Annotated in this window: 18 protein-coding genes; 10 read left to right on the top strand and 8 right to left on the bottom strand. The window is 55.3% G+C overall.

The features are described from left to right. Positions 1-167: 167 nt before the first annotated feature. Positions 168-434 (top strand): DksA/TraR family C4-type zinc finger protein, encoded by a 267-nt coding sequence (locus BY447_RS01445; RefSeq protein ID WP_013357929.1) that lies wholly within the window; start codon positions 168-170, stop codon positions 432-434. Positions 435-437: 3 nt separating this feature from the next. Here the strand turns inward: BY447_RS01445 and BY447_RS23145 are convergent, their stop codons facing one another. Together BY447_RS23145 and BY447_RS01440 are read right to left on the bottom strand one after the other, a co-directional pair. Further along, positions 438-536: a YoaK family small membrane protein gene (locus BY447_RS23145; protein ID WP_146210980.1), complete on the bottom strand. Its 99-nt coding sequence runs from the start codon at positions 534-536 to the stop codon at positions 438-440. Positions 537-579: 43 nt separating this feature from the next. Further along, positions 580-903, bottom strand: coding sequence for a hypothetical protein (locus BY447_RS01440; RefSeq protein ID WP_013357928.1), 324 nt, complete (start codon positions 901-903; stop codon positions 580-582). Positions 904-1261: 358 nt separating this feature from the next. On the opposite strand from BY447_RS01440, the gene rhaT reads away from it, so the two are divergent. Then, positions 1262-2296 carry an L-rhamnose/proton symporter RhaT gene (gene rhaT, locus BY447_RS01435; protein ID WP_095707163.1) on the top strand — a complete coding sequence of 345 codons (1035 nt, stop codon included), beginning with the start codon at positions 1262-1264 and terminating at the stop codon, positions 2294-2296. A gap of 286 nt (positions 2297-2582) precedes the next feature. Here rhaT and rhaR read toward each other — a convergent pair whose 3' ends face one another. Further along, the gene (gene rhaR / locus BY447_RS01430) at positions 2583-3449 is read right to left on the bottom strand and encodes an HTH-type transcriptional activator RhaR (RefSeq protein ID WP_110330317.1); all 867 of its coding nucleotides are present in this window, start codon (positions 3447-3449) and stop codon (positions 2583-2585) included. Between the two features lie 11 nt (positions 3450-3460). Next, complete coding sequence (gene rhaS / locus BY447_RS01425) at positions 3461-4282, bottom strand: HTH-type transcriptional activator RhaS (RefSeq protein WP_033783160.1); 822 nt, start codon at positions 4280-4282, stop codon at positions 3461-3463. Positions 4283-4573: 291 nt separating this feature from the next. Here rhaS and rhaB point away from each other — a divergent pair, with 291 nt between their 5' ends. Genes rhaB through rhaM form a run of 4 tightly spaced genes read left to right on the top strand, consistent with a single transcriptional unit; the run spans position 4574 to position 8452 of the window. Next, positions 4574-6046 (top strand): rhamnulokinase, encoded by a 1473-nt coding sequence (gene rhaB, locus BY447_RS01420; RefSeq protein ID WP_110330316.1) that lies wholly within the window; start codon positions 4574-4576, stop codon positions 6044-6046. Beyond that, positions 6039-7295, top strand: a complete 1257-nt coding sequence (locus BY447_RS01415; RefSeq protein WP_110330315.1) for an L-rhamnose isomerase — start codon at positions 6039-6041, stop codon at positions 7293-7295. The genes rhaB and BY447_RS01415 overlap by 8 nt, the downstream gene beginning before the upstream one ends. Before the next feature lie 10 nt (positions 7296-7305). Then, entirely contained in the window at positions 7306-8148 is an 843-nt protein-coding gene (gene rhaD / locus BY447_RS01410) for a rhamnulose-1-phosphate aldolase (protein WP_033783155.1), read from the top strand. Beyond that, positions 8138-8452: an L-rhamnose mutarotase gene (gene rhaM / locus BY447_RS01405; protein WP_033732737.1), complete on the top strand. Its 315-nt coding sequence runs from the start codon at positions 8138-8140 to the stop codon at positions 8450-8452. The genes rhaD and rhaM overlap by 11 nt, the downstream gene beginning before the upstream one ends. 33 nt (positions 8453-8485) lie before the next feature. Here the strand turns inward: rhaM and BY447_RS01400 are convergent, their stop codons facing one another. Beyond that, positions 8486-9136 (bottom strand): TetR/AcrR family transcriptional regulator, encoded by a 651-nt coding sequence (locus tag BY447_RS01400; protein WP_110330314.1) that lies wholly within the window; start codon positions 9134-9136, stop codon positions 8486-8488. 308 nt (positions 9137-9444) lie between these two features. Between BY447_RS01400 and bhsA (BY447_RS01395) the strand changes: the two genes are divergently transcribed. Together bhsA (BY447_RS01395) and bhsA (BY447_RS01390) are read left to right on the top strand one after the other, a co-directional pair. Beyond that, positions 9445-9702, top strand: a complete 258-nt coding sequence (gene bhsA, locus BY447_RS01395; protein ID WP_013357919.1) for a multiple stress resistance protein BhsA — start codon at positions 9445-9447, stop codon at positions 9700-9702. A 37-nt stretch (positions 9703-9739) separates the two neighbouring features. Continuing rightward, positions 9740-9997, top strand: coding sequence for a multiple stress resistance protein BhsA (gene bhsA / locus BY447_RS01390; RefSeq protein ID WP_013357918.1), 258 nt, complete (start codon positions 9740-9742; stop codon positions 9995-9997). 78 nt (positions 9998-10075) lie between these two features. Here bhsA (BY447_RS01390) and BY447_RS01385 read toward each other — a convergent pair whose 3' ends face one another. The 3 genes from BY447_RS01385 to BY447_RS01375 form a co-directional block, all read right to left on the bottom strand. Beyond that, positions 10076-11260, bottom strand: a complete 1185-nt coding sequence (locus BY447_RS01385; RefSeq protein WP_013357917.1) for a sugar transporter — start codon at positions 11258-11260, stop codon at positions 10076-10078. A gap of 286 nt (positions 11261-11546) precedes the next feature. Beyond that, positions 11547-11807: a hypothetical protein gene (locus BY447_RS01380; protein ID WP_110330313.1), complete on the bottom strand. Its 261-nt coding sequence runs from the start codon at positions 11805-11807 to the stop codon at positions 11547-11549. Between the two features lie 168 nt (positions 11808-11975). Then, the gene (locus tag BY447_RS01375) at positions 11976-13226 is read right to left on the bottom strand and encodes an MFS transporter (protein ID WP_110330312.1); all 1251 of its coding nucleotides are present in this window, start codon (positions 13224-13226) and stop codon (positions 11976-11978) included. A gap of 95 nt (positions 13227-13321) precedes the next feature. Here BY447_RS01375 and BY447_RS01370 point away from each other — a divergent pair, with 95 nt between their 5' ends. Together BY447_RS01370 and BY447_RS01365 are read left to right on the top strand one after the other, a co-directional pair. After that, the gene (locus BY447_RS01370) at positions 13322-14215 is read left to right on the top strand and encodes a LysR family transcriptional regulator (RefSeq protein ID WP_110330311.1); all 894 of its coding nucleotides are present in this window, start codon (positions 13322-13324) and stop codon (positions 14213-14215) included. Between the two features lie 130 nt (positions 14216-14345). Continuing rightward, a complete protein-coding gene (locus tag BY447_RS01365; RefSeq protein ID WP_013357913.1) occupies positions 14346-15563 on the top strand; it encodes an ROK family transcriptional regulator in 1218 nt (405 codons plus the stop codon). The last annotated feature ends 30 nt before the right edge of the window (positions 15564-15593 follow it).

The following is a 15593-nucleotide window of genomic DNA, read 5'->3' as shown; positions in this document are numbered from 1 at the left end:
CAGTAATGTGATAGCAGGGTGAAACAGATCGCTAAGCGTGACCTTTAGCTTATTGCCAGCTTGCGCGTCCGGCTGGCAGCCAATCACAGATATCGGTGAGTTCTGCGGCAAAAACGTCAATCTGTTGTAGATTTAAAGGAGTGAAATCGTGAAAAAGGGGTTAAATAATGGCAAGCGGATGGGCAGGAGACGGCGCAGTACAGGAACAGATTGATAGCACCGTTAACGACGGGATTGAGCGGGTCAGACAATCGCTCGGGCAGGGCGAAAGTGCCACTGAATGTGAACTCTGCGGCGAACCGATTCCTGAAGCGCGCCGTCAGGCACTTAAAGGAGTGCATTACTGCGTGGCGTGTCAGGAAAAAATCGATAAACAGCAGCAGACTAGCAGCTTATATAACCGTCGTGGCAGTAAAGACAGTCAGCTGCGCTAACGGTCAGGAGCCTGGCATCGCCAGGCCGCTGCTAATAAACCACGCCAGAAAGCCCACGCCCGCCACGATGATGGCGATCGGAAACAGAATTCCAATTCTCATATTCAACCTGCTGCAAACAGCGATTTCAGGGAGCGCGATCTTATCATGAGATCTGGAGGACTGCGCGGTGGGTTTTCAGCAGGGTGAAAAGCTGGAACTGCGTTGCCTCGTTCTCCTCACGCAGTACCTCGCCTTTTTTATAAATAATATGGTGCACATGGCCGAGCTGACGCCACACCACAATCGCTGAGGCGATCAGGGCGCAATGTTGCTCCGCCTGCACACACTCAATGGTGGCATAGTGTGTTTCATCCAGACCATTCACAAACACCTTTATCGCATCTGCAGGTAGTATCGCCCGGAGATCATCCAGCATCACCCGGCTGACTGACTGCGAAAGAAACAGTGTTAACCACTTCGTTGTCATTCCAATCCCTGTTCCCATCAATTTGCCCCAGTTTATACGACCTTGTCTGCGGTAAAGAAGGCTTCTTTGCCCTTTTGCCACCATACCAGTTTAAATGGCAGTCAGTTTAAAAGTGTGCTGCGCCACACAGCAAAACGATAAAAAAGTCAGAATAATAAGATGCTTACCTTATTCATTGTCCGGTTATCTGACAACTGTGAAATTGTGATCCTTAACGTTAATAACGGGTAAATATTGCCACTCCGCTGCGGCTTCCGGCATTTATCCAAAGGCTGAGGAATTCCTGCAAAACGTAGACTGCCTGCTGAACGGAAGCTGACAGGTTTCCGACAGGCCTCAACCTAACCGGGGAATAACAATGAACAGCGCCATTATTGCAGGTATCTTCTGGCATTTTGTCGGTGCTGCCAGCGCCGCATGTTTTTACGCGCCTTTTAAACAGGTGAAAAGATGGTCATGGGAAACCATGTGGTCAATTGGCGGCCTGATGTCGTGGCTTATCCTGCCGTGGGCGGTCAGTGCCATTTTATTGCCAGACTTCAGGGCCTATTACAGCAGTTTTACACTGTCGCAGCTGACGCCGGTTTTTCTCTTTGGCGCGATGTGGGGCATAGGCAATATTAACTACGGCCTGACCATGCGTTACCTTGGCATGTCGATGGGGATCGGTATCGCGATTGGCATTACCCTGGTGGTTGGCACGCTGATGACGCCACTCTTGCAGGGCCGTTTTGGCGAACTGTTTGCTTCGGCAGGGGGCCGGTTAACCCTGCTGGGCGTGCTGGTGGCGCTGATTGGCGTTGGGATAGTGACGCGTGCCGGGCTATTGAAGGAGCGGGCGCTGGGGATAAACGCCGAAGAGTTTAACCTCAGAAAAGGATTGCTGCTGGCGGTGATGTGCGGCATTTTCTCAGCGGGTATGTCCTTTGCGATGGATGCGGCGAAACCGATGCATCAGGCCGCCGCTAATCTGGGCATCGATCCGCTCTATGTGGCTTTACCCAGCTACGTCATCATCATGGGCGGCGGGGCACTGGTGAATCTGGCCTTCTGTTTCTGGCGGCTGGCCACCCGGCCTGAGCTGTCGGTACGTAAAGACTTTTCTGTCGGAAAGTCGCTGCTGATTGCCAATACCGCTTTTGCGGTGCTTGGCGGCACCATGTGGTATCTGCAATTCTTCTTTTACGCCTGGGGACATGCCCGCATCCCGGCGCAGTATGACTATGTCAGCTGGATGCTGCACATGAGCCTTTACGTCCTGTGTGGTGGGCTGGTAGGCCTGCTGATGAAAGAGTGGAAGTCAGCAGGGCGTCGCCCGGTAAGCGTGTTATCGATCGGCTGTGTGGTGATCATCATTGCCGCTAACATCGTCGGGCTGGGTATGGCGGCCTGAATGCGAATAAAAAGACAGTGTCTTTATAAAGAAGGCCCTTAGAGTTAGCAGAATGGCGGTCAGATCGTGCCCGCTCAGGGAACACGGTCAGATCGGAAAGACGCAAAAGCCGCCATCAATGGCCTGCTCGGCCCGCGACGTCCTGTCGCGGGACGCTTTCCTCTTCTGGCCGTGTTCCCTGCGCTTTTTAGCATAATCATTGCTGCTAATAATTCATTGGGGGAATTTTAGTGCGCTAAATTGCTTGCCGGAAGGGTGTTGAATGGGCCTCCAACACAGGCCCTTTTTAGTCAGACTCGGTACTTTTCAAAACCTGCCGTAGCGCAATAAATCGCTGACGCCAGGCGCTGGGCGTTAAACCGGTATCACGGGTGAAGACCACCGAGAAATAGTTACTGTCATCAAAGCCGCAGCGGGCGGCAACCTCACTAATCAGGCAATCCTGGGTGCGCAGCAGATATTTTGCCTGGCAGAGCTGCAACTGGCGCAGGTAATGCCCAATGGTCATCCCGGTCTGCTGACGAAAAAGCTGCCGCAGCGCCCGCTCGCTGAGCTGATTCTGCTGACAAAATGCCGCCAGATCAAAGGGACGTGCAAGGGCACCCTGTAAGGCTGACATCAGCAGATCGAGCTGTTCACCCTCCGGCAATGCCCAGGGACGATCGGCGGCGTAGCCATGGCGGCGCAGAATCAATGCCAGCTGTAAAAACAGTGCCTCAGAGAGCTGTACTGACAGCGGATCGCTTTTGCGGCTTTCACGCTCCAGCTGGCTGATAACGCCACGGGCCAGGGACATGCCGCGCGTGGTCAGACGCCAGCAGCCGGGCGTGTCCGGTCCCTTTTGAGGCAGCAGCTGATTCCAGTCAAGGCCAAGGCCAAAGCGGTCACGGCAGTAGAGGATATTATCCAGCACCAGATTGTTGACGCTATCGTAGCTATGGCAGTCACTGTCGCGGATATAAAAAACATCGCCGCAGGTTATCAGCCAGGGACGATCGTTGAGGACATGCAGGCCGTTACCGCGCCAGACAATCACGATTTCACTGAACTCGTGTTGATGGGGCGGAAAGGAGGGTTGGGGCATCCTTTCGGCAACCGCCACCGGTAAACTGGTAGCGGGAAAATAGTCATCCCGACTGAGTATCAATGCCATACGTTGCTCCTTTACAACATCTGCTGGCGCTCCGCTCGCGGTGCGCAGCCAAATTCGCGCCTGAACAGGGTTGAGAAATGGTTACTGTCACCAAATCCACACTGGAAGGCGATATCGGTAATTCGCATATCACTGTGACGCAGCAGATGACGAGCCTGTAACAGCCGCAAACGGTTCAGATAGCGCTGCGGCGTACTGCCGGTTTGCTGCTTCATCTGCCGATGCAGGGTTCGCAGTGACAGGGAGAAGCGATCAGCCAGTTCCTCCCAGACAATCTCGTCACTGTAATGGTCGCTAAGCCAGTCGAGCAGGCGATGCAACCGTGCTTCCTGATCCTGACTCTGCCCGTCAATACAGGCTTCCCGCAGCAACACCAGCAGCTGCAAAAAGAGCTGTTCCTGGTGCGCCTGTTTCTCCAGCGACCAGGTATCATCCTGCTGCATCTTCGCTGTCACACTCAGCGCCTGCGCCATCACTTTGTGATTGATACGCCAGTGAGAGGTGTATTGCCCGTCCTGATCGCAGGGCAACAAGGCCTGCAGCCCGGAGAGAAAGCGAAACGCGCCGGGACTGCGATAAAGCACATTTGTCAGGCAAAGATTTTCGGTCTGCTCATAGAGATGACGATCGTGATCGCGCACAAAGCAGACACAGCCTGCACACAGCGTCTGCGGCTGACCATTAAACACATGAATGCCGGAGCCTTGCTCCACCAGTACAATTTCATGAAAATCATGATGATGTTCCGGAAAAGCTGCCTGCGGTATGCGGGGTTCAATCGCTATCGCGTAATCGCCTTCGGGAAAAAAATCTGCACTGTGCAATATGGTCATCGTCGTCTCTCGCTGCTTAACAAAACCGTAACGCAGTCTAATCAGGACGCCGTTACCTTACCTTGAATTTTCAGCTGGACTCAGCAGGAATCATGCTGATTTTTCAAGAAATCCCCGGCAGTTAACAGATTTGCGGCAGGGGTCACATCGCCTCTGCTGCCATCTCTGTGATCTCCCTCACGAAGTTCTTTGCCCATCTGCCAGCTACTAACGCCTGTTGGCATTCTGGGGAAGGTGACAACCAGGCAAGATTTTTACTCTGTGACCACTTAATCACAGGGAAAAGTCGCCATGACCAGGAGAAACATTGTTGCTATCGATCTCGGCGCATCCAGCGGACGGGTCATGCTCGCCAGCTGGGATGCCGCGCAGCGCCAGCTGGCACTGCGTGAGGTCCGGCGCTTTAAAAACAAGCGCCAGCGTCGTGCCGGTTATGACTGCTGGGATCTGGCTATGCTGGAGCAGGAGATACGCGCCGGGCTGGCTCAGTTAGATGATGAGGGCGTCGTCCCTGACAGTATCGGCATCGACACCTGGGGTGTTGATATGGTGCTGCTGGATGCAGAGGGTGAGCCGGTGGGTGAAGCGGTCAGCTATCGTGATGCGCGCACGCACGGCCTGATGGAGCAGGCACAGCATGAGCTGAGCCGCAGCGCCATTTATGCCCGAACCGGCATTCAGTTTCTGCCGTTCAATACACTCTACCAGATGCGCGCTCTGCATCAGCAGCAGCCCGACTGGCAGGCCCGCGTGGCGCATGCGCTGATGATACCTGACTACCTGCATTATCGCCTGACCGGTAATCTCAACTGGGAATACACCAACGCGACCACCACGCAAATGCTCAATATTCACAGCGGTGAGTGGGATCGCGATTTGCTCGCCTGGGCGGGCGTTGACGCGCGGTGGTTCGGTCAGCCGCAGGCACCCGGCAATATCGTCGGTCACTGGATCAATCGCGCAGGCACGGCGGTTCCGGTGATCGCCGTCGCCACTCACGACACGGCCAGCGCAGTTCTTGCAACGCCGCTGATGCAGGACGACGCCGCTTATCTCAGTTCAGGAACCTGGTCGCTGATGGGCTTCGAAAGTCTGCAGCCCTATGCCTGCGATACGGCACTGCGCGCCAACATCACTAACGAAGGCGGCGCTGAGGGGTATCGCGTACTGAAAAACATCATGGGGCTGTGGCTGTTGCAGCGTATCTGCAGCGAACTGCAGATTGACGATCTCAGCATGCTGATTGAAGAGACAGCCCGTCAGCCCGCCTGTGTTTCACTCATCAGTCCCAATGATACGCGCTTTATCAATCCGGACAGCATGGTTAATGAGATTCAGAACGCCTGCGCAGAGCAGGGCATGCCGGTGCCGCAATCTGCCGCTGCGCTGGCTCGCTGCATCTTTGACAGCCTGGCGCTGCTCTACCGTGAAGTCATTCAGGAGCTGGCTCAGTTGCGCGGCAAGCCTTTCAGCCAGTTGCACGTGGTGGGAGGCGGCAGCCAGAACCGCTTTCTTAATCAGCTCTGCGCCGATGCTTGTCAGATCCCGGTACTGGCAGGCCCGGTTGAAGCCTCCACGCTGGGTAACGTTGGTTGCCAGCTGATTGCCCTGGGCGAACTGACCGATGTGGCTGATTTCCGCTGCAGCGTCATTAACAACTTCCCACTCGAAAAATTCGAACCGCAAACACATAGCGTCTTCAGTGCCAGTCAGGCACGCTTCGCGACGCTGAGTCAACCCGCTAAGGAACCCGCATATGACTAAGCAGATTGAACAGGCTTTTGAACTGGCTAAACAACGCTACGCTGACAATGGGGTTGATGTTGAACAGGCCATCCGCCAGCTGGACCGCATTCCGGTCTCCATGCACTGCTGGCAGGGTGATGATGTCCGGGGATTCGAGAACCCACAGGGCGCACTGACCGGCGGCATTCAGGCGACCGGCAACTACCCGGGACGAGCACGGAATGCCAGTGAACTACGCAGTGATATCGACAAGGCTATGTCGCTGATTCCTGGCGCGAAACGTCTGAACCTGCACGCTATCTACCTTGAAAGCGACAAGCCGGTGGACCGGGATGCCATTGAACCTGCCCATTTCACCAACTGGGTCGCCTGGGCCAAAGAGAATAAGCTGGGCCTCGATTTTAACCCAAGCTGCTTCTCGCATCCAAAAAGCGCGGACGGCTTTACGCTGTCGCACAGTGATAAAACCGTCCGTCAGTTCTGGATCGACCACTGCAAAGCGAGTCGCCGCATCTCTGCCTCATTTGGTGAGCAGCTTGGCACCCCCTCAGTGATGAATATCTGGGTGCCGGACGGTATGAAAGATATCACTGTGGATCGGCTGGCCCCGCGTGAGCGCCTGATGAGTGCGCTGGATGAAGTCATCTCAGAAAAACTCAATCCGCAGCATCATATTGATGCGGTTGAGAGCAAGCTGTTTGGCATAGGCGCTGAGAGCTTCACCGTAGGCTCTAACGAGTTTTATCTCGGCTATGCCGCCAGTCGCCAGACGGCGCTTTGCCTGGATGCAGGGCATTTCCATCCAACCGAGGTGATCTCCGACAAAATTTCCGCCGCCATGCTCTATGTGCCGCGCCTGCTGCTGCACGTCAGCCGTCCGGTGCGCTGGGACAGCGACCATGTTGTGCTGCTGGATGATGAAACCCAGGCTATCGCCAGTGAGATCGTCCGTCATCAGCTGTTCGACAAAGTGCACATTGGCCTCGACTTCTTCGACGCCTCAATTAACCGGATTGCCGCCTGGGTTATTGGCACCCGTAACACCAAAAAAGCGCTGCTGCGTGCCTTGCTGGAGCCAACCGACCGCTTACGCCAGGCCGAGAACAGTGGCGATTACACCGCGCGGCTTACCCTGCTGGAAGAGCAAAAATCACTGCCATGGCAGGCGGTCTGGGAAGCGTGGTGCCTGCGCCATGACGTCCCGGCTGATGCCAGCTGGTTAGGCGATGTCCGTCATTATGAACAACAGATCTTGAGCCAACGTTAAGGATTTCACTATGCAAAGCATTCTTTCTTCCGGGTTTGTTAAGGGAATGGTCAAAGCGACCAGCGACATGTGGCTGAAGGGCTGGGACGAACGTAACGGCGGTAACGTCAGCCTCCGTCTGCTGGAGGAGGAGGTGAAACCCTTTGCCGCCGATTTCTATAAGGAACCGCGCTGCATTGAGCTGACCCAGCCTGCGCCAGCGCTGGCAAACGACTGGTTTCTGGTGACCGGATCAGGAAAATTCATGCGTAACGTCCAGCTCGATCCGGCGGATTGTCTGGCGCTGCTGCAGGTCGATGACAAGGGACTTTCCTATAAAATTCACTGGGGCCTGTCGAATGGCGGTTTGCCGACCTCTGAGCTGGCATCACACTTTCAGTCTCATGCGGTACGTAAAGCCGTCAGCAAAGGCGCAGATCGGGTGATTATGCACTGTCATGCGACCAACTTTATGGCTCTGAGCTACGTGGTTGAGATGGACTCTGCCCGCTTTACCCGTTTGCTGTGGGAAGGCAGTACCGAATGTCTGGTGGTCTTCCCGGATGGCGTGGGTGTGCTGCCATGGATGGTGCCTGGCACCGATGAAATCGGCACGGCGACTGCCGGACAGATGCAGTCACACACCCTGGTGATGTGGCCATTCCACGGCGTCTTTGGTACAGGCCCGACACTCGATGAAACCTTTGGTCTGATTGATACGGCGGAAAAATCGTCAGAAGTAATCGTCAAAGTGCTATCGATGGGCGGTATTCGCCAGAGCATCACCACCGAACAGCTGATCGCGCTGGGTAAACGCTTTGGCGTCAAGCCATGGCAACCGGCGCTGGATGTGGGCCCAGCCAATGCTGCGTAAAGCTTTTGTGATGCAGGTGAATGCCGACTGTCATGCAGAGTATGAACGTCGTCACTCCCCAATCTGGCCTGAACTGGCTGAGACGCTGAAGGCACACGGTGCGCACAACTATGCCATCTGGCTGGACGCAGAGCGGAATCTGCTGTTCGCCAGCGTTGAGATTGAATCTGAAGCACGCTGGGAAGCGGTGGCAGAAACGGAGGTGTGTCAGCGCTGGTGGGCGTCAATGAAAGATCTCATGCCGTCTAATGCAGATAACAGTCCTGTCAGTCAGCCATTAAAACCGGTGTTTTTCCTGAACTAGATGACGAAAAGGGCGGCAATGCCGCCCTGTTTTCTAGCCCCTGGCCTGACACAAGCCGGTCAGCGTTGGCCACATGGCCATCAGCGTATCAATAATACCCTCAAGATCGTCACGCTCTGCGCCTTCACGGGCCCGCACCGACATACCCTGCAACATACAACCCAGATAACGTGACAGCGCCGGAATATTCACTGCCGGACTCAGTTCGCCACGCTGCTGGCGCGCCAGCAGAAAATCACTCAGTACATGCTCCTGCGACTGATGCTGCTGTTGCAGCATGGCGGCAATCTCTGCCGAAGCCGCCGACAGGGCAGTTGAGGTACAGATAAAGAAGCATCCGCCGGGAGAGTCGCGTTCGGTAAAACAGGCCGCAGTAGAGCGGAAATAGGCCTCAATGGCCCGATCCACCGGTAACTGATCATCGCCTAATGCTGCTTCACGCCATGCGCTGAACTTCTCTACATAACGCTCCATCGCTGCGCGAAACAATCCCTCTTTATTCACAAACTCTGCATAAAGGGTTGGCGCTTTTGCGCCAGTGGCGGCGACCAGATCGGCGAGAGAGGTTCCTTCGTAACCGTGTGTCCAGAACAGGGACAGAGCTTTATCGAGTGCAGCTTCGCGATCGAAAACTTTGGGACGGCCGCGGCATTTCTTTACATCGCAATCCTGAACCTGACTCATACACCCTCACAGACAGTGAAACATCCTATTAAATTACCGATCATTATAAAAATGTGCAAGGCCCACTGAAAATGTCAGCCGAAAGCGTTGTCATTTTGTGCGCCAGCGCATTTTTACCGCCCCTATGGTTAAGTCATAAAAGAGGCTAAAGCCCATAATCACGCCACTTCGCGAATAAAATAACGCTCATTAAATAAATATTGACGACGAACCAGAACGGGGTCTATCATTTATTTAACGGTCGTTAACTAAATAGCGACAACCCAATTCAGACACACCGAATTCAAATACCGGACAGAGAGAATATTATGAAAACCATCAAAACCACCCTGGCAGCACTGGCACTTACTACCCTTGCTTTTGGCGCATCTGCCGCTGATCTCGTCACCAGCGAACCGGCTAATCAGCAGCCCGTTGGCACCATCTCAGTACTGGGTGGCACCAACCTGAGTTCTGTTGAAGCACAGCTGAGTGCCAAAGCGGATGAAGCCGGTGCGAAATCATTCCGCATCACTTCAACCAGCGGTCAGAACAAACTGCACGGCACGGCTGTGATCTATCAGTAACAGGCAGTTCATCAGATAATGTGAGAAGGGGTTCGTTATGAAACGTATCAATATGATGGTGGCGGCGGCGGTGCTAAGTGGCCTCTCCTTTGCCAGCGTGGCGGCCCAACAGGTGAGCAGCACCCCGTTGGATCAGCAAAAAATCGGTGTCATCAGCGCAACGGGCAGTACGAATCTGACCTCGCTGGAGCAGCAATTGTCAGAGAAGGCCAGCGATGTCGGCGCAAAGTCTTTCCGCATCACTTCGACCTCTGGCAGCAACAACCTGCATGGCACAGCCATTCTTTATAAGTAACCGGCGCTATAAATAATCATAAACAGGCTTCAGATAAACCCACTTATCTGAAGCCTTTTTTATTAGGTACGGCGCTGATTATCCGTTGCTGCGTAACTGCGGATAGCGTCGGAAAATATAAACACACCACAGCAACGCCACCAGACCAATCATCCCGCCGACGTTCCCCACTTCCGCCATGCTCAGATGGAGACTGACCTGATTACCCAGCAGCGCGCCCGCGCCAATACCAATATTGTAGATGCCGGACATCAGGGACATCGCGACATCCGTGGCATCCGGTGCCAGCGAGAGCACCCGCACCTGCATACCCAGCCCGATCATCATCATCGCCACTCCCCAGACAACGCACAGCGTGGAGATAGCGGCAGGGCGAACGGCGGCAAAAATCAGCAGGCCCATGCAAAGGGTGATCAGCGCAATGGCGGCAATCAGCAGGGCGGAAGGGAATTTGTTACCCAGCGTACTGAAGAGCAGGCTGCCGACAATGCCCGCTGAACCAAACAGCAGCAGCAGCAGGGTTGTGAAATTGCCGCTGGAGTGGGCGACGGTCTGCATAAATGGCTCGATATAGCTGTAGGCGGTGTAATGCGCGGTCACCACCAGCGTCACCAGCAGATACATGCTGACCAGCGCCGGACGGCGAAACAGCATCGGCACACTGCTTAGCGAGCCGGTATGCTCACTCGGCAGTCGCGGCAGAATACGCACCAGCATGATCATCAGCACCAGCGCCGACAGACCAATCGCGCCGAAAGTGGTGCGCCAGCCAAGATACTGACCCACCACGCGGCCAATCGGCACGCCCAGCACCATCGCCAGCGCGGTACCGGTCGCCAGCATACTCAGCGCCTGGGTTTTCTTACCCGCCGGGGCAACACGAATCGCCAGCGAGGCGGTGATCGACCAGAACACCGCATGAGACAGAGCGATGCCGACGCGCGACACCATCAGCGACCGGAAATCCCAGGCGACGGTTGAAAGCACGTGGCTGACGATAAATATCAGGAACAGCACGCCCAGCAGCAGCCGTCGCTCAATATTGCGGGTCAGCAGCATCAGCGGCAGTGAAAGCAGCGCGACGACCCAGGCGTAGATGGTCAGCATGATCCCGACATCAGCCGTCTGCATTGAAAAGTCAGCAGCAATATCAGATAACAGGCCAACCGGCACGAACTCGGTGGTATTGAAGACAAATGCGGCGATGGCCAGCAATACCACGCGTAGCCAGGCAGTTTTACGTGAAACAGTTGTTGGTTGCATGAGGAGTCAAGTCAGTCAGTACAGCGAAATCGGATGTGGCAGAAACATCCAGTGAAAGTGACCTGCGTCACAAATTACTGACTATTGTAGTGAATAAAGCGGGAAGCGAAACCTTATAAATGCCTTTTATTGCTGATTTTTTATTATCGCCCTGTGACAGGGCGATAGCCTGAGGTCATCGAGGGCGAAGCGGTGCAGACATCATTCAGAGCAGGGGTTTGCCCTCAGGCAGAATGTAATTGAACAGCACAGCGGAAAGCGTTTTACCTCTATGCTGTCCAGTCGATTAACGAGATGGTTGAGTATGTTTCAGGGCCACGCTGAGCTGACTGGCCTGCGGGTCGCTGTGATTAAGCGGACAGCAGTTTTCGCAGCCGATGGCGCCCGCATAATATTTTTTTGCCTGCAGAATAGCGGCGTTCACATGATAAAAACTGCCCAGAAACAGTCGGTTATCCATGTCGGGAAGATGGGGGCAGCCCGCGGCATGAACAACATGATTATCGTTATATCCCGTTTGTTTATTAACGTAATAGTAGAGAGCCACAGGCGTTCCTTGTTGCCGTGTTAAAAGGCAAAGCAGATGAATTATTACAATAAAAAGGATTATAGCGGGAAAAGCACGTTTTGTTTGTTATGGATCTGAAGGGAATGTTCAGCGTGACAAACAGCCAGACCCGCCGGAGAGGTCGGGGCCTGGCATGAGAAAAATCAGTCAGAGTCTTTTACTATGCAGACGCCAGGCAACCAGCAGCGCCAGGATTAACAGGACGCTGATAAACAGCGTGATTCCACTCCAGCCGAAATTATGCCAGAACAGACCGCCCAGCGTGCCCGCCACGCTGGAACCCACATAGTAGCTGAACAGATAGAGCGACGAAGCCTGCCCACGCGCCCGGCGTGCACGGGGACCAATCCAGCCGCTGGCGACCGCATGGGCGGCAAAAAAGCCGGCGGTGAACAGCATCATTCCGGGCAGAATCAGCCAGAGCGAGTCGAAGGCAGTGACCAGCAGACCCAGCAGCATGATGGCTGTCGCGCCCAGCATCACCGGCCCGCGTCCCAGGCGGCTGGTCAGCGCACCCGCTTTAGGTGAACTCCAGGAGCCGGTGAGATAGACCACCGACAACAGACCCACCACGGCCTGGCTGAGATGCCAGGGCGCATCCAGTAAACGGTAGCCGATATAGTTAAACAGGGTGACAAAGGCACCCATCAGCAGAAAACCTTCGGCAAACAGCCAGGGCAGGCCCGGATCGCGCCAGTGCAGCCGGAAGTTAATCAGCAGATTGCGCGGGCGCAGCGTAATAGGGCGGAAATGACGCGATGCAGGCAGGATTTTCCAGAACATCAGTGCTGAAGCCAGCGAAAAACAGCCAATCACCGCCACGGCGATGCGCCAGGATAAGAGGTCGGTCAGGACACCGCTTAACAGACGCCCGCTCATCCCGCCAATGGAGTTACCGCTGATATATAACCCCATCGAAAAGGCGACGACCCGCGCATCCATCTCCTCGCTCAGATAGGTCATACCGACCGCCGCAACACCGCTGAGCGACAGTCCCATCAGCGCCCGCATAATCAGAATGCCGTGCCAGCTGGTCATGGTGGCGGAGATCAGCGTGCAAATGGCCGCCAGCATCAGAGCAGTCACCATCACCGATTTTCGCCCGATGGCATCTGAGAGCGGCCCGGTCACCAGCAGGCCTAGCGCCATCAGGCCGGTAGAGATTGAGAGCGACAGACTGCTGGTCGCCGGAGAAACACCAAAATGCTGTGACAGCACCGGCAGAATAGGCTGCACACAGTAGAGCAGGGCAAAGGTCGCCAGCCCGGCAGAGAAAAGCGCCAGCGTGACGCGCATAAAAGCGGGTGTTCCCCGCCGGATATAACCAGCTGCGGCAACGGACGCCTGCGGTTCAGTCACCGCTTTCTCATCCACTGTTGCCTGTATTGAGCGACTCACACATCTTCCTCTTAGTCAGAAAACCTGTCGTCAGCTTAGGAAAGCGGCATTATGCTGTCTAATATATTAATAATCTCAAATAAGACGTTTAAAATATGAATATCGAACTGCGTCATTTGCGCTACTTCATTGCGGTGGCGGAAGAGCTCCATTTCGGGCAGGCGGCCCGGCGTCTGAATATTTCCCAGCCGCCGCTCAGTCAGCAGATTATTCAGCTGGAAGCGGAGACCGGCGCAAGGCTGTTCAATCGCACCAACCGCAGCGTGCAGCTTACCGCTGCCGGACAGCAACTGCTGAGTGATGCCCGCACGATAATCCTGCAGGTTGAGCAGGCCGCCGATCGTGCTGCCCGGCTGCATCGTGGTGAAGAGGGAGAGCTGCGTATCGGCTTTACCTCGTCGGCACCCTTTACCGCTGTCGTATCTGATGCGCTCTTCCGGTTCCGACAGCGCTGGCCACAGGTGCATATTCAGATGCAGGAGATTAATACCCGCCAGCAGCTGGCCCCGTTACATGACGGACGGCTCGACCTCGGCGTGATGCGCAACACGCCGCTTCCCGCCGACCTGCGTCATCAGCTGCTGCTGAGCGAGCCGCTCTATGCCGTGGTCCACAAGGCGCATCCGCTGGCTGAGGCTGAAAAGATCTCTGTGACGGCGCTGGCGGCTGAACCCTTTGTCTTTTTCGATCCTCAGGGCGGAACCGCGCTCTATAGCGACATTCTGGCACTGCTGCACCGCTACCACATCAAGCCTTACATTACTCAGGAAGTCGGTGAAGCGATGACCATCCTGGGGCTGGTGGCAACCGGTTTAGGCGTTTCCATTCTGCCCGCCTCTTTTCGCCGGGCGCGGCTGGCCGATCTGGTCTGGCTGCCGTTAACGGAAGAGGATGCGATTTCAGAACTCTGGCTGGTCTGGTCAGCCGGACGCGAAATAAATGCACAGATGGAGAATATGATGACGTTGCTGCGGGAAAACCGGGTCTGAAGCGAGCGCGACACAGCATCAATCTGTGCGATAAATCACATTTCTAATCAAATATTTGACGCTGTCGCCTGATCTGCCTCACCATGGCGCATGTTTATTTAGAAGCGCGAAAATAACCGGGAGCAGGGTTGTGAATCCGGACAGTCAACCTGGCCACATTGACCAGATCAAGCAGACCAATGCAGGTGTCGTATATCGATTAATTGACCGTTACGGTCCCATTTCGCGTATCGAACTTTCCCGCCGTGCTCAGCTTGCTCCGGCCAGCATAACCAAAATTGTGCGTGAGATGCTGGATGCGCATCTGGTGCAGGAGACCGAGTTTCAGGATCCCGGCAGCCGTGGCCGTCCGGCGATTGGCCTGATACTGGATACCGACGCCTGGCACTATCTGGCGATTCGTCTGCATCGCGGTGCCATGACCTTTACGCTGCGCGATCTCAGCAGCCGTGAGCTGGCAGAAGAGCGTCTCCCGCTGCCCGATGAATCTGCTCAGCCCTTACTGACCTCGTTGATTGAACAGGTCGATGCTTTCTTTATTCGCCATCAGAAGAAGCTGGAACGTCTCACGGCCATCGCCATTACGCTGCCGGGGTTGATCAACGCTGCGTCAGGCGTGGTGCATCGGCTGCCGGGTTATCAGGTACGCGATATGCCGCTGGGCGATGCGCTGGCGGCGCGAACCGGCTTGCCGGTGTTTGTACAGCATGACATTTCAGCCTGGACGCTGGCGGAGTCGCTGTTTGGTGCTTCGCGCGGTGCCCAGGATGTGATTCAGATTGTGATTGATGAAACTGTGGGAGCTGGCGTCATCAGTGGCGGTCAGCTGCTGCATAAGAGCGGTCGGGCGCTGGTCGAGATTGGCCATACTCAGATTGACCCTTATGGCCAGCAGTGTTACTGCGGGAATCATGGTTGTCTGGAGACGGTAGCCAGCACTGGCAGTTTACTGGCGCTGGCGGCGCAGCGACTGCCTGCCCAGCCTGACAGCCTGCTCAATAACCAGCCGCTGACGCTTCAGTCACTGTGTGCGGCCGCGCAGTCGGGCGATCGTCTGGCGCGTGACACCATTGCCAGCGTCGGGCATCACGTTGGGCGGATCCTGGCAATGATGGTTAATATCTTCAATCCACAACATATTCTTATCGGTTCTCCTCTCAATGCCGCCGCTGATGTGCTGTTTCCCGCGGTAAGCAATACTATTCTGCAGCAGTCACTGCCTGCCTATAGCGCCGGCATTCAGCTGGCACCCACTGAATTCAGCGAGCCTGGAACGCTGGGCGGTGCCGCGTTGATCAAAGACGCACTCTACAACGGGCACCTGTTAGTGAAACTGTTGCAAGGTTAAGCAGACCTGAACTTGCGCTAACGCAATCCA

Source organism: Pantoea sp. JKS000250 (assembly GCF_003201065.1).
GTDB classification, from domain to species: domain Bacteria; phylum Pseudomonadota; class Gammaproteobacteria; order Enterobacterales; family Enterobacteriaceae; genus Pantoea; species Pantoea vagans.
This window is presented reverse-complemented; position numbering and strand designations above follow the sequence as displayed.